At 59.8% G+C, this 16246-nt stretch carries 16 protein-coding genes and 1 tRNA gene; 8 read left to right on the top strand and 9 right to left on the bottom strand.

The genetic code is table 11. The features are described from left to right. Window positions 1-23 precede the first annotated feature (23 nt). The 3 genes from ESZ53_RS06230 to ESZ53_RS06220 are packed head-to-tail and all read right to left on the bottom strand — an operon-like array spanning window position 24 to window position 3807. Window positions 24-1673, bottom strand: coding sequence for a DNA repair helicase XPB (locus ESZ53_RS06230; protein WP_129072035.1), 1650 nt, complete (start codon window positions 1671-1673; stop codon window positions 24-26). 24 nt (window positions 1674-1697) lie between these two features. Then, window positions 1698-3554 (bottom strand): helicase-associated domain-containing protein, encoded by a 1857-nt coding sequence (locus tag ESZ53_RS06225; RefSeq protein WP_129072034.1) that lies wholly within the window; start codon window positions 3552-3554, stop codon window positions 1698-1700. Next, complete coding sequence (locus tag ESZ53_RS06220; RefSeq protein WP_246837405.1) at window positions 3541-3807, bottom strand: hypothetical protein; 267 nt, start codon at window positions 3805-3807, stop codon at window positions 3541-3543. The genes ESZ53_RS06225 and ESZ53_RS06220 overlap by 14 nt, the downstream gene beginning before the upstream one ends. Before the next feature lie 64 nt (window positions 3808-3871). Between ESZ53_RS06220 and ESZ53_RS06215 the strand changes: the two genes are divergently transcribed. After that, complete coding sequence (locus tag ESZ53_RS06215; protein ID WP_100388389.1) at window positions 3872-4255, top strand: cold-shock protein; 384 nt, start codon at window positions 3872-3874, stop codon at window positions 4253-4255. Continuing rightward, complete coding sequence (locus ESZ53_RS06210; RefSeq protein WP_129072032.1) at window positions 4248-4886, top strand: DUF3027 domain-containing protein; 639 nt, start codon at window positions 4248-4250, stop codon at window positions 4884-4886. Before ESZ53_RS06215 ends, ESZ53_RS06210 begins: the two co-directional genes overlap by 8 nt. Here the strand turns inward: ESZ53_RS06210 and ESZ53_RS06205 are convergent. Both ESZ53_RS06205 and serC read right to left on the bottom strand, forming a co-directional pair. After that, window positions 4883-5128, bottom strand: coding sequence for a DUF2530 domain-containing protein (locus ESZ53_RS06205; RefSeq protein ID WP_129072031.1), 246 nt, complete (start codon window positions 5126-5128; stop codon window positions 4883-4885). The genes ESZ53_RS06210 and ESZ53_RS06205 overlap by 4 nt on opposite strands. Window positions 5129-5137: 9 nt before the next feature. Continuing rightward, entirely contained in the window at window positions 5138-6250 is a 1113-nt protein-coding gene (gene serC / locus ESZ53_RS06200; RefSeq protein WP_129072030.1) for a phosphoserine transaminase, read from the bottom strand. A gap of 40 nt (window positions 6251-6290) precedes the next feature. Between serC and ESZ53_RS06195 the strand changes: the two genes are divergently transcribed. The 4 genes from ESZ53_RS06195 (at window position 6291) to ESZ53_RS06180 (ending at window position 9410) form a co-directional block, all read left to right on the top strand. Then, window positions 6291-6992 carry a metal-dependent transcriptional regulator gene (locus ESZ53_RS06195; protein ID WP_129072029.1) on the top strand — a complete coding sequence of 234 codons (702 nt, stop codon included), beginning with the start codon at window positions 6291-6293 and terminating at the stop codon, window positions 6990-6992. Between the two features lie 336 nt (window positions 6993-7328). After that, a complete protein-coding gene (locus ESZ53_RS06190; RefSeq protein ID WP_129072028.1) occupies window positions 7329-7826 on the top strand; it encodes an HNH endonuclease in 498 nt (165 codons plus the stop codon). An 89-nt stretch (window positions 7827-7915) separates the two neighbouring features. Then, complete coding sequence (locus tag ESZ53_RS06185; protein WP_129072027.1) at window positions 7916-8968, top strand: CHAP domain-containing protein; 1053 nt, start codon at window positions 7916-7918, stop codon at window positions 8966-8968. A 67-nt stretch (window positions 8969-9035) separates the two neighbouring features. Next, the gene (locus tag ESZ53_RS06180; protein ID WP_129072026.1) at window positions 9036-9410 is read left to right on the top strand and encodes a hypothetical protein; all 375 of its coding nucleotides are present in this window, start codon (window positions 9036-9038) and stop codon (window positions 9408-9410) included. A 62-nt stretch (window positions 9411-9472) separates the two neighbouring features. Here ESZ53_RS06180 and ESZ53_RS06175 read toward each other — a convergent pair whose 3' ends face one another. After that, window positions 9473-10177: an SDR family oxidoreductase gene (locus tag ESZ53_RS06175; RefSeq protein ID WP_129072025.1), complete on the bottom strand. Its 705-nt coding sequence runs from the start codon at window positions 10175-10177 to the stop codon at window positions 9473-9475. Window positions 10178-10258: 81 nt separating this feature from the next. Between ESZ53_RS06175 and ESZ53_RS06170 the strand changes: the two genes are divergently transcribed. Next, window positions 10259-10330 (top strand) — tRNA-Arg (locus ESZ53_RS06170). Between the two features lie 386 nt (window positions 10331-10716). Here ESZ53_RS06170 and ESZ53_RS06165 read toward each other — a convergent pair. Together ESZ53_RS06165 and ESZ53_RS06160 are read right to left on the bottom strand one after the other, a co-directional pair. Beyond that, window positions 10717-12003: a tyrosine-type recombinase/integrase gene (locus ESZ53_RS06165; RefSeq protein WP_256386356.1), complete on the bottom strand. Its 1287-nt coding sequence runs from the start codon at window positions 12001-12003 to the stop codon at window positions 10717-10719. After that, complete coding sequence (locus ESZ53_RS06160; protein WP_168187192.1) at window positions 11942-12520, bottom strand: helix-turn-helix domain-containing protein; 579 nt, start codon at window positions 12518-12520, stop codon at window positions 11942-11944. The genes ESZ53_RS06165 and ESZ53_RS06160 overlap by 62 nt, the downstream gene beginning before the upstream one ends. Before the next feature lie 1044 nt (window positions 12521-13564). Here ESZ53_RS06160 and ESZ53_RS06150 point away from each other — a divergent pair. Continuing rightward, on the top strand, window positions 13565-14215 hold the full coding sequence (locus ESZ53_RS06150) for a ParA family protein (RefSeq protein WP_129072021.1): 651 nt from the start codon (window positions 13565-13567) through the stop codon (window positions 14213-14215). A gap of 683 nt (window positions 14216-14898) precedes the next feature. Here ESZ53_RS06150 and ESZ53_RS06145 read toward each other — a convergent pair. Further along, window positions 14899-15525, bottom strand: coding sequence for a DNA-processing protein DprA (locus ESZ53_RS06145; RefSeq protein WP_256386364.1), 627 nt, complete (start codon window positions 15523-15525; stop codon window positions 14899-14901). Window positions 15526-16246 lie beyond the last annotated feature (721 nt).

Below are 16246 nucleotides of genomic sequence, written 5' to 3'. Positions count from 1 at the left end.
ATGGTGTGACGACTATGGGCCCGCTAGGCCGTCAGGTCTGCGGCATCCAGAATTGTGTAGCTGTAACCCTGTTCGGCCAAGAAGCGCTGGCGGTTCTGCGCGAAGTCTTGGTCGACGGTGTCGCGAGCAACGAGCGTGTAGAAGTTGGCGGGCAAGCCGCTCTCCTTGGGGCGCAGCAGGCGACCGAGGCGTTGAGCTTCTTCTTGACGCGAGCCGAACGAGCCGCTGACTTGGATAGCGACGGTTGCCTCGGGCAGGTCGACGGAGAAGTTGGCGACCTTGGAGACCACCAATACCTTGGTGATGCCTTCGCGAAATTCTTGGTACAGACGTTCGCGCTCGGCAACCGGCGTGGCCCCGGTGAGCTGTGGGGCATTGAGCTGGGTCGCGAGCGTATCGATCTGGTCGAGGTATTGCCCAATGACAAGAATGCGTTCGCCCTCGTGCTTTTCGACGAGCGCACGAACCACATTGATCTTGGCGGGTGCCGCGGCAGCAAGACGGAACCGTTCGTCGTCAGCCGAGGCTGCGTACTCGAGACGGTCGCTCTCAGGCAGATCGACGCGAACTTCGTAGCAGCTGGCGGGGGAGATAAAGCCTTGGGCCTCGATCTCTTTCCACGGCGCATCGAAGCGCTTGGGGCCGATGAGGGAGAACACGTCGCCCTCGCGACCATCTTCGCGCACGAGAGTTGCGGTCAGTCCAAGCCGGCGACGCGCTTGTAGATCGGCGGTGAGCTTGAAGACAGGGGCGGGCAACAAGTGAACCTCGTCGTACACGACAAGGCCCCAGTCGAGAGCATCCAGCAGAGCAAGGTGCGCGTATTCGCCCTTTCGCTTGGCTGTCAGAATTTGGTAGGTCGCAATCGTGACCGGCAAGATCTCTTTGGTCTGCCCCGAGTACTCCCCAACCTCGTCTTCGGTGAGGGTGGTGCGCTTCAGAATTTCTGCCCGCCACTGACGAGCAGAGACCGTGTTGGTCACCAAAATCAGGGTGGTGGTCTTGCTCTGGGCCATGGCGCCTAAGCCGACGAGCGTTTTTCCAGCACCACAGGGGAGAACGACGACGCCCGACCCGTGCTCGAAGAAGTTGTCGATGGCGTGCTGCTGGTACTCGCGCAGGCCCCAGCCCGCGGCATCCAGAGCAATCTCATGGGGTGTGCCGGGAGTGTAGCCGGCGTTGTCTTCAGCTGGCCAACCCAGCTTCAACAATTCTTGCTTGAGCTGGCCGCGAGCCCAGGCCTGAACAACGTACGTGTGATCGCCGCGGCGTTCGAACAGCAGGCTCGCGACCTTCTTGGCGCGCGTGATCTCGCGCAGCACAGCAGGATCGGTAGCGGTCAGAGTGAGCGCACCATCGTCGTCCCGGTCGATGACGAGTCGACCATAGCGGCCAACCGTCTCGGTGATGTCAACGCTGACGCTCTGCGGAATCGGGAACTTCGAGTACTTCTCGAGCGTCTCCAACATCGCGGGTGCATCGTGGCCCGCGGCCCGCGCATTCCACAGTCCCAGTCGCGTAATGCGGTAGGTGTGAATGTGCTCGGGGGCGCGCTCAAGCTCAGCGAATACCGCCAAATCATGGCGAGCGTCCTCCGCCAAAGGATGGGCGACCTCTAAGAGAACCGTGCGGTCAGACTGCACGATCAGGGGTCCGTCGGGGGCTGCGTTCATCCGACCAACCTTACGCCCGGATGCTTAGCGTTCGGTGGTCGCTTCCACCGCTACGATGCTCTTCAACGGCAGAGTTCGCTCGATATCCGCCGCACGGTCTAGCCCCCGCATTCGGCCGGCAGCGACGCTCGAGGGTTCGAGCGTGTACTCGACCTCGCGGTCATCCGGCATTTTGACGGTCACTCGAAGCAATAGCTTGTTGCGGATGGCGACCTCAATTTGCCGTGACAGCCACGCCTGGTCTTCGTCGCCGTTTGCTCCACCCTGACCGTTGCGTAGCTTGACGAGCAGCTGTTCAGGGGCGGAGTCGTGTGCCTCGTCGGGAGTCGCGGTGCTCACTTGATCGCGTCGCAGCGACAGAATCTGACCTTCAGCGTCTTCGGCAGCAACGGGGTAGCGCGCGTCGCTGAGCGACCAGAACAGTTGCTCGACTCCAAAGCGAGAAACGAGATGCGCACCTTCGTGGCGCAGCCCAAATGGACCAAAGTTGGGGTCAACGGCAATCGATTGCAGCATCACCGAATCGGGAGACGACACGTAGCTGCCACCGGCGCTGTTCACGCCAACGCGAACGAGACCGTGGCGTGCTGCCGCCTCGTTGAGCAGATAGTCAACCGGCTGAGGGACACCCGTCAGTGAGATCTCGGCCAAGAAGCTGCGCATGCCCTCGAGGGTTTCGCCCAACGTCATTGCATGATGCAAGCTCGAACGGGAGATGCGATACGTGGATGCCAGAGCACGCGTCTCGACATCGGCGATCACGCGCAGCCGGGCATCCAGTTGCGGGGCCAACGGACCGGGCGAGATCACGGTGAGATCGGGCTGAACGTAGACCTGGTGAACTTCGTTGGGAAAGCTCTCTGCCATCACCGCCGCGGCCTCGGCCGGTGAGCGAGTCAGCAGAGCAATTCCAGCACTGCTCGGTAGCTGTTCGGCGGTGACACCCAGGAGGCGGGCGTCACGGGCGTAGCGACGCAGGCGTTGGAGCATGGCATCGACGCCGGCCGGGAACAACCACCGCACGTAGTCTTCAACGCCACTGCCCCAGAAGCTCTGCACGCGGTCAGCGAGGATCGTGCGGATGTTGTCGGGCACGCCTTGCTGCCATGCCTCGGCGAGGTGCACCCAGCGATCAGCCGCCCCGCGGGCCATCCACTCGGCAGCGGCGGCGGTGGGCATCCACTGGGCGTTGGTCGTTGCGATGAGCCCGGCACGTTCCGCAATGTCGACGAGCCCGGCAACCTTGTCGAGCGGAACGGACATGGACGCTGCCAGTCGCTTCGAGTCGGGAAGCGAGACGCCGCCGCGAGCCAGATCGCGCACCGGACTCGACCGCAATTGATTGATGAGCTCGGTGACTTCGTTGGTGGTGGAGAAGGCGTTCTCTGCCGCGATGCTGTCGGTGCTGTCGCGCTGCGACGGTTCAACCGAGGTGAGGGTCGACGGCGGTGGGGTCTCCAAGAGCTCGCCCGTGGTGGGAAGGTCGTCGAACGGCCAGCCCGCGAGCTGGTCAGTGACGCCGTCAGGGGCGCTGTAGCGGCCAGCGCGGTGGATGAGCAGGGCGAGGCTCATGAGTCGGTCTAAGCGTCGCTGAACGGCGAGCTCATCAGCACCGAAGTGCCCGAGCGCAGCGGCGACCTCGGCGGCGGAGAGCGACGCGGTATCAGCGATCACAGCGAGAGTCGCGAGCGTGGGGCGGTCGAGTGTGCTGAGAACGCGTTCGACCGAGGTGGGCTGCTGCAGGGCATCCGCTAGATCAAAGAAATCGCTCACGGAGTTGGCACGCACGACACGCGAGCGCAACAACTCAAGAAGGTGGTTGTCGTCTAATGCGCGCAATTGTGCGGCGAGCAGCAGAGCGGCATCGCTAATTGTGGCCATTCCGGTACTCACGTTGGCGGCGGCGCCCGTTCAGCACCACGAGGGTGATGATGAACACCACGCCCAAAGGCAAGGCAAATTGAGGCATAGTTATCACAGCGGGCCATATACCGTTATCGAATTCGGTTTGGCCCAGTGCAGTAGCGACGACTACGGCAACAAAGCTAAGCACAGCGAGTGCGATCGAGAAGGCGACGAGGTAGGCGAGCACACGCTCGATACGAAGGTCGCGTTCAGTTGAGTGATTTGTCACGTAGACAAGGATACGCGCCCGTTTACGTTCTAAGCTTGAGTCACGATTACAAAGGAGCATGCCCATGCCTACCGGCAAGGTTAAGTTTTACGACGACGAGAAGGGTTTTGGCTTCATCATGAGTGATGAAGGCCAAGAGGTCTTTTTGCACGCCTCAGCGTTGCCCGCGGGCACGACTGGGGTTAAAGCAGGTACTCGCCTAGAGTTCGGTATTGCTGACGGTAAAAAGGGTGCTCAGGCGCTCTCAGTTCGAGTCATGGATGCTCCTGCGAGCATGACAAAGATCAACCGAAAGCCCGCCGATGACATGGCCGTGATCATTGAAGATCTGGTCAAGCTCATGGACGGCATCGGTTCCGGCCTCAAGCGAGGTCGTTACCCCGATAAGGCGCACGGCGCCAAGATTGCCTCAATGCTGCGAAAGGTAGCGGACGAACTCGATGCCTAATAGCCAGTACGAGAAGCTTGCTCGGGGAGCACTCCTCGAGATCACCACCGACGCATCGATTGGCGCGCTCGTGGGTGAGCAGGTCGAGAGCGACGGCACCGTTTCGGTGCTGTTCGCATCGGCCCTGCTGGGCTACCCGGGCTGGAACTGGACCGTGAGCGTTGCCCACGTCGAGGGCGAAGAGCCGACCATTCTTGAGGCTGAGCTCATGCCTGCCCAAGGTGCACTGCTTTCGCCCGATTGGGTGCCGTGGTCAGAACGTCTTGCTGACTACAAAGCAGCGCAGGCCGCTACAGAAGCTGCGGATGCCGAAAAGGCTGCTGCAGAAGAAGTCGACGACGACGACGATGATGACGATGACGATGACGAATTCGGGTCCTCCGTATTGCACGGCGGCGACCTTGACGGAGTCGACATCGACGCATCGGATGACGACGAAGACGATGACGAGTCGGACGACGACGACGATGATGACGATGAGTCGGATGATGACGACGACGACGATGAGTCGGACGACGACGACGATGATGACGACGAGTCGGACGACGACTATGACACCGGCGCTTTTCGCGGTGGCGACCACGAAGGCGTTAGCATCGATGACCTCGACGAGTCAGACGAAGAAGACTAGCGCGACTTCTTTCCGCGCCTGAGGTGCGTGTAGATCAGTCCGATAAGGCCGAGTACGAGCCCGGCGACGGCGCTCCACAACCACCAGAGGTTGCCGGCCTCGTTGAGCGGCTCGATAAAGAGCAGCAACACAGCGAGGCCGAGCACCCACAAGCCCATGCCCACAAGCATCGCCTTGCGGTCGTCGGTCTGCACCGGCTCAGGGTCGGGCCGGCGCTCTGAGTCTTTCAACCAGATACGCACGGTTTCAGATTAGTGGCTGTTCGCGATCACGTAGTCGATCGATGAGACCAACTGGCGTACGTCATTTGGTTCGATGGCAACGAAGGTGGCCACGCGCAGCTGGTTGCGACCGAGCTTGCGGTACGGGTTGGTGTCGACGATGCCATTTGCCCGCAACGTCTTGTCGATAGCCGTGGCATCGATGGAGTCGTCGAAGTCAACCGTGACAACAACCTGTGAGCGGTGTTCCGGGTTGGTGACGAACGGTGTCGCGACGTCGCTGGCGGCAGCCCAGTCGTAGAGAACCGACGATGATTCGCGCGTGCGGGCATCCGCCCAGGCCAACCCGCCGTTGTCGTTGATCCAGTCGATCTGGTTTTCGAGCAGCAGCAACGTGCTGAGCGCGGGAGTGTTGAGGGTCTGGTTCAGGCGTGAGTTGTCGATCGCGTTCTTGAGCGACAGGAACTCGGGGATGTAACGACCCGAGGCCGCAATGCGTTCGACGCGCTCGATAGCGGCGGGGGAGAAGAGGGCGAACCAGAGGCCACCGTCTGACGCGAAGTTCTTTTGCGGGGCGAAGTAGTAGACGTCGGCCTGGTTGGCATCGAACTGGATGCCGCCGGCTGCGCTCGTCGCGTCAACAACCGTCAGAACGTTCGAGTCGTCGAAACGGCGAACCGGAGCCATCACGCCGGTGGAGGTCTCGTTGTGTGGGTACGCAAAGACGTCGGCACCGTTGATGTCGTCGAGTTCAGCGAACGACCCGCCCGGGGCGGAAACAACGTGAGGCGATTCGAGGTGGGGTGCTGCGGCCGCTTTCGCGAACTTGGAACCGAACTCTCCGAAGGCAAGGTGGGCGCTGCGGCGCTCGATCAGGGCGAAGGCTGCGGCATCCCAGAAAGCCGTCGAGCCACCATTGCCCATGACAACTTCGTAGCCTTCGGGAATCTGGAAAAGTTCGCCGAGGCCTGTACGTACACGGCCCACGAGGTCGCGAACGGGTGCCTGGCGGTGAGACGTGCCGAGGATGGTGCGCGAGGCGGACACCAAGTGTTCGACCTGTTCGGGGCGCACTTTGGAAGGTCCGCATCCGAATCGTCCGTCGGCGGGAAGGAGGTCGCTGGGAATCGTCAGGCTAGCCATACGTCCGATTCTATTGGCCAGTACGGGCTAGTCTTGTTTCATGACCGATCTCGTTGACACCACCGAGATGTACCTGCGCACGATTCTTGACCTTGAAGAAGAGAACATCGTGCCTTTGCGGGCCCGCATCTCCGAACGTCTCGGCCACTCTGGGCCGACCGTTTCGCAAACTATCGGCCGCATGGAACGTGACGGCCTTGTCGTCGTCGAAGGCGACCGCCACCTCGAATTCACCGAGGAGGGTCGCCGCCGTGCCACGCAAGTCATGCGCAAGCATCGCCTCGCTGAGCGACTTCTCGCCGATGTCATCGGCCTCGATTGGGCGCTCGTGCACGACGAAGCGTGCCGGTGGGAGCACGTCATGAGCGAGCAGGTAGAGCGCAAGCTCATCGAAATGCTCGATCACCCCACGGAGTCGCCCTACGGCAATCCGATCCCCGGGCTCGAAGAATTGGGTGGCACCGCTGCTCCCTCGTTCAGCGCGGGCATGGTGAACATTGTGGAGCTCGTCGCCAATACTTCGGCTCCCGTTCCCGGCCTCATCCGTCGACTGGGCGAGCCCGTACAGTTTGAACCTGAACTGTTGCAGCAACTCTTCAGCGCTGGTGTAATGCCCGGTAAGACGGCTACGTTTGCTGCCGCTGACTCGTACGTAGCGGTTACCGTTGAAGGTTTCGGTGAAGGTCTCGAACTGCCCAATGAGGTAGCCGTGCACATTTTCGTCGAGAAGCCCACGGCGTAGTTCTCTGCATTCTCTGTTTACCGGGGCGTCACCGTCTCGTCATTCCATTCGGCGTGCCCGCGCGCAGTCGCCTCCCAAAATTGGGTTAGCCTGTAGCCCTTGGAGTTCACGAATGAACCGGAGAATCGCATGTTAGGTAGGTGCAGCATCCAAACCGTGGATGCGCGTGCCCACTTCGACATACGACACAGCAGTACTGTGCGCGGTAGTTTTCGCGCGCTGAATCACTAGGCATCGTCTCGCGACGGTGCCTTTTTGTGTTTCTGCCTCCTTTTCGCTGAATTTCAGGGAAGTCGATTGCCTGCAAGCCGTGCAGGCTCTTTCGAGAGGATGAGAATGCGCACTTTGGTCCTGAACGCCGGCTATGAGCCGCTCGCGGTCGTGTCTTTTAAGCGAGCGATCGTGCTCGTACTGAATCAGAAGGCGACGATTGTCGCGGCCGATTCGGAGCATCCAGTCTGGGGCTCCACCGGAGCGTGGGAGAGACCGTCGGTCATTATTTTGCGCAATTATGTGCGCATTCCCTCAACCCGAAGGCTGCCCGTCTCGCGCCGTGGAGTACTGCGGCGAGATGGCCACCGCTGCGGGTATTGCGGCGGTTCGGCGAACACGATTGACCACGTCATGCCGCGGTCGCGCGGCGGCGAAGACTCGTGGGAGAACTTAGTCGCGTGCTGCCTGCGTTGTAATAACGTGAAGAGCAATCGCACGCCTGCCGAGATGAAGTGGCGCCTGCTCATTAAGCCCCGGCCGCCGCACACGAGCGCGTGGCTTGTAAGGGGAATTGAAAGGGCACTCCCAGATTGGGAAGAATACTTGGCTCCGGCGGCATAACTGTTATGCTGTTGTGATTATTCCCGTTGTTCGAGAGTTGCCCTAGTTTCTTCTCGAACGTGCCATCCTAAGGTTCCCGATTGTCGCGTATGTCACCGAGTAGTACGGATGATTTCGGCTTGCCTTCGGTGAACCCCGCGGGTGAGACGCCCGTCTATCTTTCGCGTCGTGAAGCGCGGGCAGCTCGCGAAGCCGCGGAGAAGGGCGCTCCGGCCACAGCCATGAGCGTCGTGCCCGCGGTTGCGGTATCGGCTGAAGTCGTTGTGACGTCTGAGATTGCTGTCCCCGCTATCCCGAGCGCACCAGCGGCCGTCGCTCACAGCGTGACCCCTGCACCTTACGTACCCACGGCATTCGCGAGCAGTGCTCCTTCTCGCATTCCCGCGGCACCCAAGCCGAAAACCAAGCGGGCTCGCACCAACCCTCTACGAGCGGTTGCCTCGATGGCCGTCATCGGCGGTCTCTTCGCCGTCGCGGGCTTGCCGGCGTATAGCGCGTCCGGGTTCATGTCAGACGAAGGAGTGCTAACCGCTGCCTCGGCTTCGACCTCGACTTCCGCTTTGGGCTTCGCCGATGTTAAACCGGCTAGCGTTCAATCGGTCACCGTCAGCGCCGAACTTGACTTGCCGGTGCTCGAGCGCGATCAGTTCTCCGCGACTTCGCCCGAGGATCTCGAACAAATTCGTCAGCAAGCGGCGATTGCCGAAGCTAATTCCCTCTACGTCGCATCTGGCGCGCAGGCCTTGGGCGATGACTACCCGTGGCCGACCGCCGACGACACGCTGTCTCCGCTCAACTACTACTACCGTCAGTGCACCGACTTCGTGGCCTGGCGACTCAACCGTGATGTTGGTTCTTTCGCAGCCCCCTTCCGCTGGGCATGGTCAGACTTGACGCCGAACGGCGGAGACGCCTACCAGTGGAAATCTGCCTGGGAAGCGCACGGCTGGACAGTCAGCGACGCGCCGGTCGCTGGAGCGGTTGCTTGGTTTGGCTGGGACAACCACGTTGCCTATGTCAAACAGGTCAACTCCGACGGTTCAGTGCTCCTCGAGGAGTACAACTACGTATACCGCTCGTACGGTCAGCGCACGCTGCAGCCGAGCGAAGTAGAAGCTTTCCTTTACCCTCCCGGGCAGTAACGTCTGACATCCTCGTCAGGGCGATGGCTTCTAGTTCACTCGCGATCGCTTAGGTATAGTCGCAAGAGTGAATGAAAAAGACTTGCTTGGATTGTGGTCCGGCGCGCGGTTGCACATTATTGTGGCTCAGTTCGCCCCAACTTTTCTGCTGACCGTGGTCATTGCCGTGCTATCTCTCGGTGGGGATGAGTTTGGTTCTCTGCCCACCAAGGTTGCAGCGGCAGGCATCTTGTTGGCATCCGGAATTCTCGGTGCGGTGGCTCAGTACACGTCGGCGAGCGAGGCGCAGGCGATCGCTCTCGAAATGCGCAGCCTCAGCGACCCGTCGCGCGTGGTCAAGCAGATCGTTAGCACGGCGTGGTGGACGCTCGTCGTCAAGTACGTCACGCCGGCGATTTTCACGTTGATCTACGCCGCCATTCTCTGGCAACTTTTTCTGTAGTGCACAGGGCCTTGCCGCGGGGCCGCAATCGGATTGTGGAACTCGCTACGCGCTGGCCTCGCCTACGGGGCGGTGTGGAAGGCTCCGCTCGGTAGGTCCTTCTCGCCTTGAATGATCGCATCAACGATGCGACGAGCTACGTAGTCGGGTTCCATGCCCTGAGGCATCCGCGGAGCCTCGCCGTGGATAGGTCGTGTGGCCAGCCCCGTCTCGGTGTGACCGGGGCGGGCATCCAAGAGTCGTACTCCCTCGCGGCGTAATTCGCGGCCAGCGGCCTGACCGAACGCGGCTAGTGCAGCCTTCGACGCCGAGTAAGCGGCCATGTTTGCGGTGGGACTTTCGCTCACGATGCCGCTGAGCGTAACGAAGAAGGGTTCTCTCTGAGCGGCAGCAGACTCGAGGAGCGCGGAGTGCGCAGCGCGGAGCAGGCTCATCGGCGCCGCGGTATTGACGGCAAAGAGGTCATCGACGGTGTCGACGGAGGCGAGCGCCGCCGGTCCGAAGGCAACCAGCCCTGCGGCGTTAACGACGCCGTCGAGCTGCCCGTAAGCGTCTAGCGCCGCAGCCACCAGTGCGCCGGCAGCAGCCGGATCACGCAGGTCTGCATACACAGAAGTACCGAGCGCGGCGGTCGCGGTGCTCGATGCTTCTGACCGCGCGTGAAGAGTGAGGCGGGCGCCTTCGTCGGCTAAGCATCGCGAGATCGCTGAACCTAGGCCTCCCGATGACCCAACAACGAGAATTGATAATCCGCTCAGTGACATCATGAGCTGACGATACTGACTTTCCTTGAGAGGTGGCTGGTGTGCCGTTTGCGGCCAGAGCTCTCCGCTACACTCGAATCGCCAGCCTCTGTAGCTCAACGGAAGAGCAACTCCGTCCTAAGGAGCAGGTTGGGGGTTCGAATCCCTCCAGGGGCACTTTCTGCTCGCGCGACAATCCCCTATAAACACTGGGATCCAAGGGCCTTTATTAAGTGGATATTCTGGATTTGCCCACATTTTGCCCACATTCCACGAGCGTTTCGGTGATCTTGCAATACTGGAAACGATCCAACGCCTAGTTCTTAGACGTGACGGTGATGGTTAGAACCTCGTCGCAGGTACCGCGTTCAGCTCCGTATTTTCTAGCACGTGCGGACTGGTGGGCGTGGAAAGCCGTGGGGGAACCTACGGCTGTCAGAGGTATTTGCATCATCGGAATAGTCACGGCTTCCGGCCAAGAGTGGCTTCACTTCGTCGCTCACCGAGACCGAGTGCGACAGCAATTTCCGCCGGAATCCATCCTCACCCAATTTTGAAGAGAACTAGTGCGTCGGAAGAACCGACAGTCCTTCGGCTCTCGCGCGATCTAAGGCGGTGGCGACAGCGTCTAGGTCATCGTCGAAAAGGTCGGCGTAGGTGTCGAGAGTCATCGCGGCGGACGCATGTCCGAGCATTCTCTGCACCGACTTGACATTGGCGCTTGCAGAGATCGCCAGTGAAGCTGCGGTGTGCCTTAGATCGTGAAGAGTGAGGTTGGGCGGGAAATTTGCATCTAATAGGCACGCTCGCTTTCGAGCACCGTAGAACCAGCCGTCATTGGGAGTTGGCGTGGATAAATATGCGTCACCGTCCCCGAACACAAGCTGCTCTCTCGTCTTTTCTAGACATAGTCGCGCGAGCGGTCTGGCAAGGAACTCCGGAAATGGGACGCTTCGGGCTTCGTGGTTCTTAGGTGTACCCGCAATGATCGTGCCTCTCACGTTCACTGCGTTTGCCTGGACGAGCACGCGGCGTCGAGTCATGTCGACGCTTCGAACCCTGAGTCCGACGGCTTCACCCCATCGCAAGCCCGTATACGCCAGGAACAGGACTAGAGTCCCGTTGTGTCGAGACTCGGTCGCGAGAAGTTGCACCTGTTGGTGCGTGAGATAGTGACGCTCTTTGCCCGTTTTTCTAGGCAGGTTGGCTCCACGAGCTGGATTCGAAGGTAGCCTGCGATCCTTAACCGCAACGTCGATAATTCCCGCGAGTACCCCGTACGCACGAATCACCACGGTAGCGCTCTTCCTTGACGCAAGTTCGCTGACCCATGCTTGCACCTCACTATGGCGGATCTCGCCAAGCATTCGTGAGCCCCACTGCGGCGCGACGTGGACGCGCCACGCTACCTCGACCACTGCGAACGAGCTGGGTTTGAGATGTGCTTGAGCCTGTAGCCAGGCGACTCCGAGTTCACTTATCGCGATGCGGCTCGCTGTAGCGTCGATAAATTCGCCAGTGGCCTTGCGCACCTCTGTAGCTGCAAGAAACAGCTCGGCATCGCGCTTAGTCTTGAACCCGCGTTTGTCAGTCTGCGCGCGGTTGGGCTTGCGATATCGTACGCGGTACCGCTTTCCCGCCGCTGTCTCGTATGCGGTTATCGAACCCACGGTCACTCCAAACGGCAGTTGGGTTAACAGATCGAATCGGTTAAGCTCTTGGGCCGGCCAGGATATTGAAATTCGTAAGGACGCTATCGACGCAACAAATCGATGCGATTTGCCGCGGCTAGAGCTTCCAGCCGGCTGATTCCAAGTAGCTGGCGAGCCGGGCAGACTCACGTCGCGCATCGACTAGACGGGCTTCCGTGGTGCGAAGCAGCGCGTCACCTGCGTCCGCTGATGACATGGTCGCCGTCTCTAACTCGAACATCGTCTGCAACCGCGCAACTTCGCGCGTCAGCGCGGACCACTCGCGAAGTGCTTGCAATTCTGAGGTGGCGTTACGTTCTTCTATTGATTCGGGTCGATAGCTGCCGTCCTTCGACGCCGTTAGCCACGAGTCGAATTCAATCGCAGTCATTCCCTCAAACGCTTGACTCAAGTTCGGTAGATCGAGGGGGCGCTCCGGTTCGCCAAGAGGCGCGAGAAGATAGCTCAGGGGAACCCGAAGAGCCATGGCGATATTCAAGAGCTGGCTGACGTCAAGGGAGACTTTTCGCCCTGTCTCGATGTTCTCGATGATCGCCTCTGACAGTGTGCCGCCCACGATCGCGTCGGCGAGGTCCCGTGCTGTCCGTAATCCGCGGGCGCGTCGGGCGGTTCGAATACGAGCGCCCAAGCTCGACTCAGAACGAAAATCAGCCATTTCCATAGGGTACAGCCATTTAGGTTGTGAAATCGACAGTTGTGATCTAGCGTCATAACAACAACCATAACTCAATCTAGTTGTGAAATCGACAGGAGAATGATGTCAGAGGAATTTATCCAACCCTCGACGGTGGCGGAGATCACCGGGCTGACGGTTACCGCACTTGCTCAGCTTCGCTATCAAGGTCGTGGACCATGCTTCTACAAACCAACACCGAGGACGGTCCTTTACAAACGTTCCGAAGTCATTGCATGGGTCGAGGCCAGCGCTCAGACTCGCACGGGTTCGGCAGCCTTCGTATGAGTCGACGGGTGCTCGAGTGATGGGTCTATACGCGGCGAAGAGCGCGATCCTCGTGGCTGCGAGGTTGAGGCTTGGCAACACCGCTGCCCGCTTGCTTCTTCACATGGCGTTGGAATGCTGGGACGAGAAGCGAGACGCTCAAGAGCCGCGAAGATACTTCGGTGGCCGAGAGATGTCGGCTATTGCCCTCGGGTTTCTAGCGCCAGAGAACGGTAGCGCAGCGGCGCACAGGGCCGTCAAGCGTGCAGTCCGCGAACTTGTCGAGAGTGGCGCAATCACCCGACTGCGTGCTGGCGGCAGGGGGCTGACTTCAGAGTACGAACTGATGCTGGATAGTGCACGACCGCAGACCACACGGCGCCAGACAAACGATCCGAATGTCTTGCCGTTCATCGGCGGCCAGGGGGCCAAGGAATGGTACCCGCAGAGGGCAACTTTCTAGTCCCCTAAGGGGACCGAAAAGTTGTCAGATAGGGGGCTACAAATGGGATCCCTTAACAGGAAGAGAGCAGAAATGAACAAAACAGAACCAGTACGCGCAGGCGATGAAGGTTGTGACTTTCGGAGTTCCACACTTACGAAGTTCGACACTGTCGAACTTACGCAGTCCGACAGTCGCGGTGCCGCCACGCTGACCCGCGCTTATGATCCGAACATCCGATCTTCGGGACTTACAAACACACGAACTTCCGAAGTTCCGAAGTTCGCGACTTTGGGACTACTGAGGATGGTTCGCTCATGAGGATTGTGGCTGTAACCAACCAGAAGGGAGGAGCGGGTAAGACCACCACGACAATGAATCTCGCGGCAATCGCCGCGGAAAACTCGCGCGTTCTAGTCGTGGACGTTGACCCCCAACAATCGACGACGTGGTGGGCCTCGACCGCAGGAGACGGGCTGCCGTTCGACTTCGCCGACGACACCGACCCGGCAACGTTGGCCCGGATGAGGGACCTGCCATATGACATGGTTTTCGTCGATACCCCGGGCAATCTAACTGACAGTGACATCCTGTCTTCAGTTCTGACTGTCGCAGATTTTGCGATCGTCCCAACAGAGCCGGAAGCCTTGTGTATTCCGCCAATGATACGAACCGTGAGGACCTTCATTGAGCCGACCTCGACCCCGTTTCGCGTCTTGCTGAGCAAGATCGACATGAGGGTGCCAGGGCAGCTTGAAGACGCCGAGCGGCTTGTGGACGAACTCGGGCTGCCTCGGTTCGGACGAGCGATTCGCCGCTACAAGATCCACGCGGACGCCCCGATCGAAGGCAAAGTAGTCACCCAGTACCCCGAATTCAAGCAGACCGCGAAGTCTATCGACGACTACCGTGCTGTAGCACTCGAGCTGATGTCTATTTGGGCCAACGCCGCCACTGCGAGTGGCTAATGGTTCGCGCAAATCTCGGCCATTTGCTTGGCAATGTCGGTGATGCAGGACCCTCCACATTGCCCCGGCCAAATAAAGCTCGGATCGAAATCGGCGCTCCTGGGGCCGATCAGATCGTGGTTGAGCCGGTTCGATCTTCGGGCCGAAAGAAGAGGGTGCCAAAGGTAAACAATGTGCCCATGCGGCCAGCGTCTGATGACGCTGTGCCAACCTATCTACGTTTCGTGAGGAAAGAAACGAGGATCCGGGAAGACCAGCAGAACCAACTTACAGTCGAAGCTAGACGCCTCAACAGGGCGAAAGTAAGCCAGGGGGCTCGGATCACTGAAAACTCCCTCATAAGGATCGCGATCGACTTGCTTCTTACACAGATTGACGCAGCGGCAGGCGACGACGAGGACTCGATCCGCAAGTCGTTGACGTCATGATTTGCGAATACCTCCGCGACAACGTCCTCGTATCTGGTGGCCGGCGGGCAGCCTTCTGACTGCTGCCCGCCGTGCCAGTACGCGCGGCTCAACGCTCGACTCGAACCTCCCTCGACAAGACCACCCGTCGCTTTTCAGTATTGAAGAGGCGCTGATCCACCGCTTGTGACCTTTGTGCATCAGCCCTGTAATAGTGAGCTCTCGTAGGCTTGCGATTGTCAAAACCTGCTCAGGGTGTGCAGTGCGAGGGTTTGATCATCGGAGCCTATCGGCGTCCGTGACAGACGCGATTCGCACCATGCTGCGACGCGAGTGTGGGTCGATCCTCTCTGCTCCGGGTTTCTTCATGCTTGCTTGCGCCAGGATTCCAACGGGGCGGTGAATCGCGATAGCGGCCTCCGCAGCGAGAAACGCGTTGGAGGATTCGCCGGTCTCTACAACGATAGTTTTCGTCGCGATTGCGGCAAGCAGAAGTCTGGATCGGTGCTGCTCTCGCGCCGTGACGGCCTTCGTAAGCGGCAACTCGCTGACCCGAACCGAATCATGAACAACCTCAGTGTCGCGCAGCATCTCTGCCCCGACAATGATCGTTCTTCCGCGCATTGCAGTTGCGGCAGATAAGGACAACTGATCGATGCCTTGGGCCATTCCGGAAGCAATAACCCATCGCCGATCAGCAAGACCAGTCGCTAACTCGATCGTCATGTGGGTTTCGTGGGTATTGGGAGCGGTTGTTCCTGTGATCGCGACCGAGGGAAGTCTCAGAGTCGTTACATCACCTTGAGCGAAAAGTACAAGGGGGGCGCCTCGGCCGAGCGCACTTACCTGGCTCGGCCAATGCATATCTCTTGGAGTCAACACGCGCCCACCACCGCAGGTCATGGAGCGCAGCGCATCCGCCACACGAACTGCTGACGCAAGCGCACGAATCCGCTGACGCACGAGAGGTGACAAGGTAGCGAGCCGATCCCGTCCATCGTGGACCGCCGCGACGAAAGCAACGGGACCCCCGAGCATGTCGATTCCGACAGCGACAGTTGGATCCCCGCTGACCCCTGCACAGGAAAGAGCAATCCGAGCTTTGGTGTCGTCATCCAGCACACCCGTCGTAGTCGCGATGGAAGGTGATAATGAGTTGGCGTTCACAGTGAGTGACCCTCCTCAGACTGATCATTCCCATCGTCTTCGAAAAGAGGGTAACTGGGGAGGCAGGATGAGGCGAAGTAGAGCACAGTTCGAGTGGTGAGGGAAATGAACCTAGGGCCAGTTCCCGCAGCCCGCATCGTCCGGAGGTCTTCAACTGATAGTTCGAGGTTCTCGGCGGCTTCGACGGGCGTGAGGAAATAGTGCTCGTCCCGCTTTTCCCGTGTCTCGGTAGCCATTATTCACACGCCTCACAGTTCAAGTCGTCCATCGGATCGACGGGCACCTGGTACTCGCCTACGTTCTCTGTGTCTCTTTGCATTTTCTTTATCCCTTCCCATGTCTTTTTCGACACAAAGTGCGAAATGGCGCGATGGGGTGAATTCGCCAGTGACCGTGGAATACCGGAGCTCCGCGAGGATATGCCGCGAAAGCACTTGCGAAGAGAGGAATCGTGCTT

This window comes from Salinibacterium sp. UTAS2018, from assembly GCF_004118935.1.
Lineage (GTDB): Bacteria > Actinomycetota > Actinomycetes > Actinomycetales > Microbacteriaceae > Rhodoglobus.
This window is presented reverse-complemented; position numbering and strand designations above follow the sequence as displayed.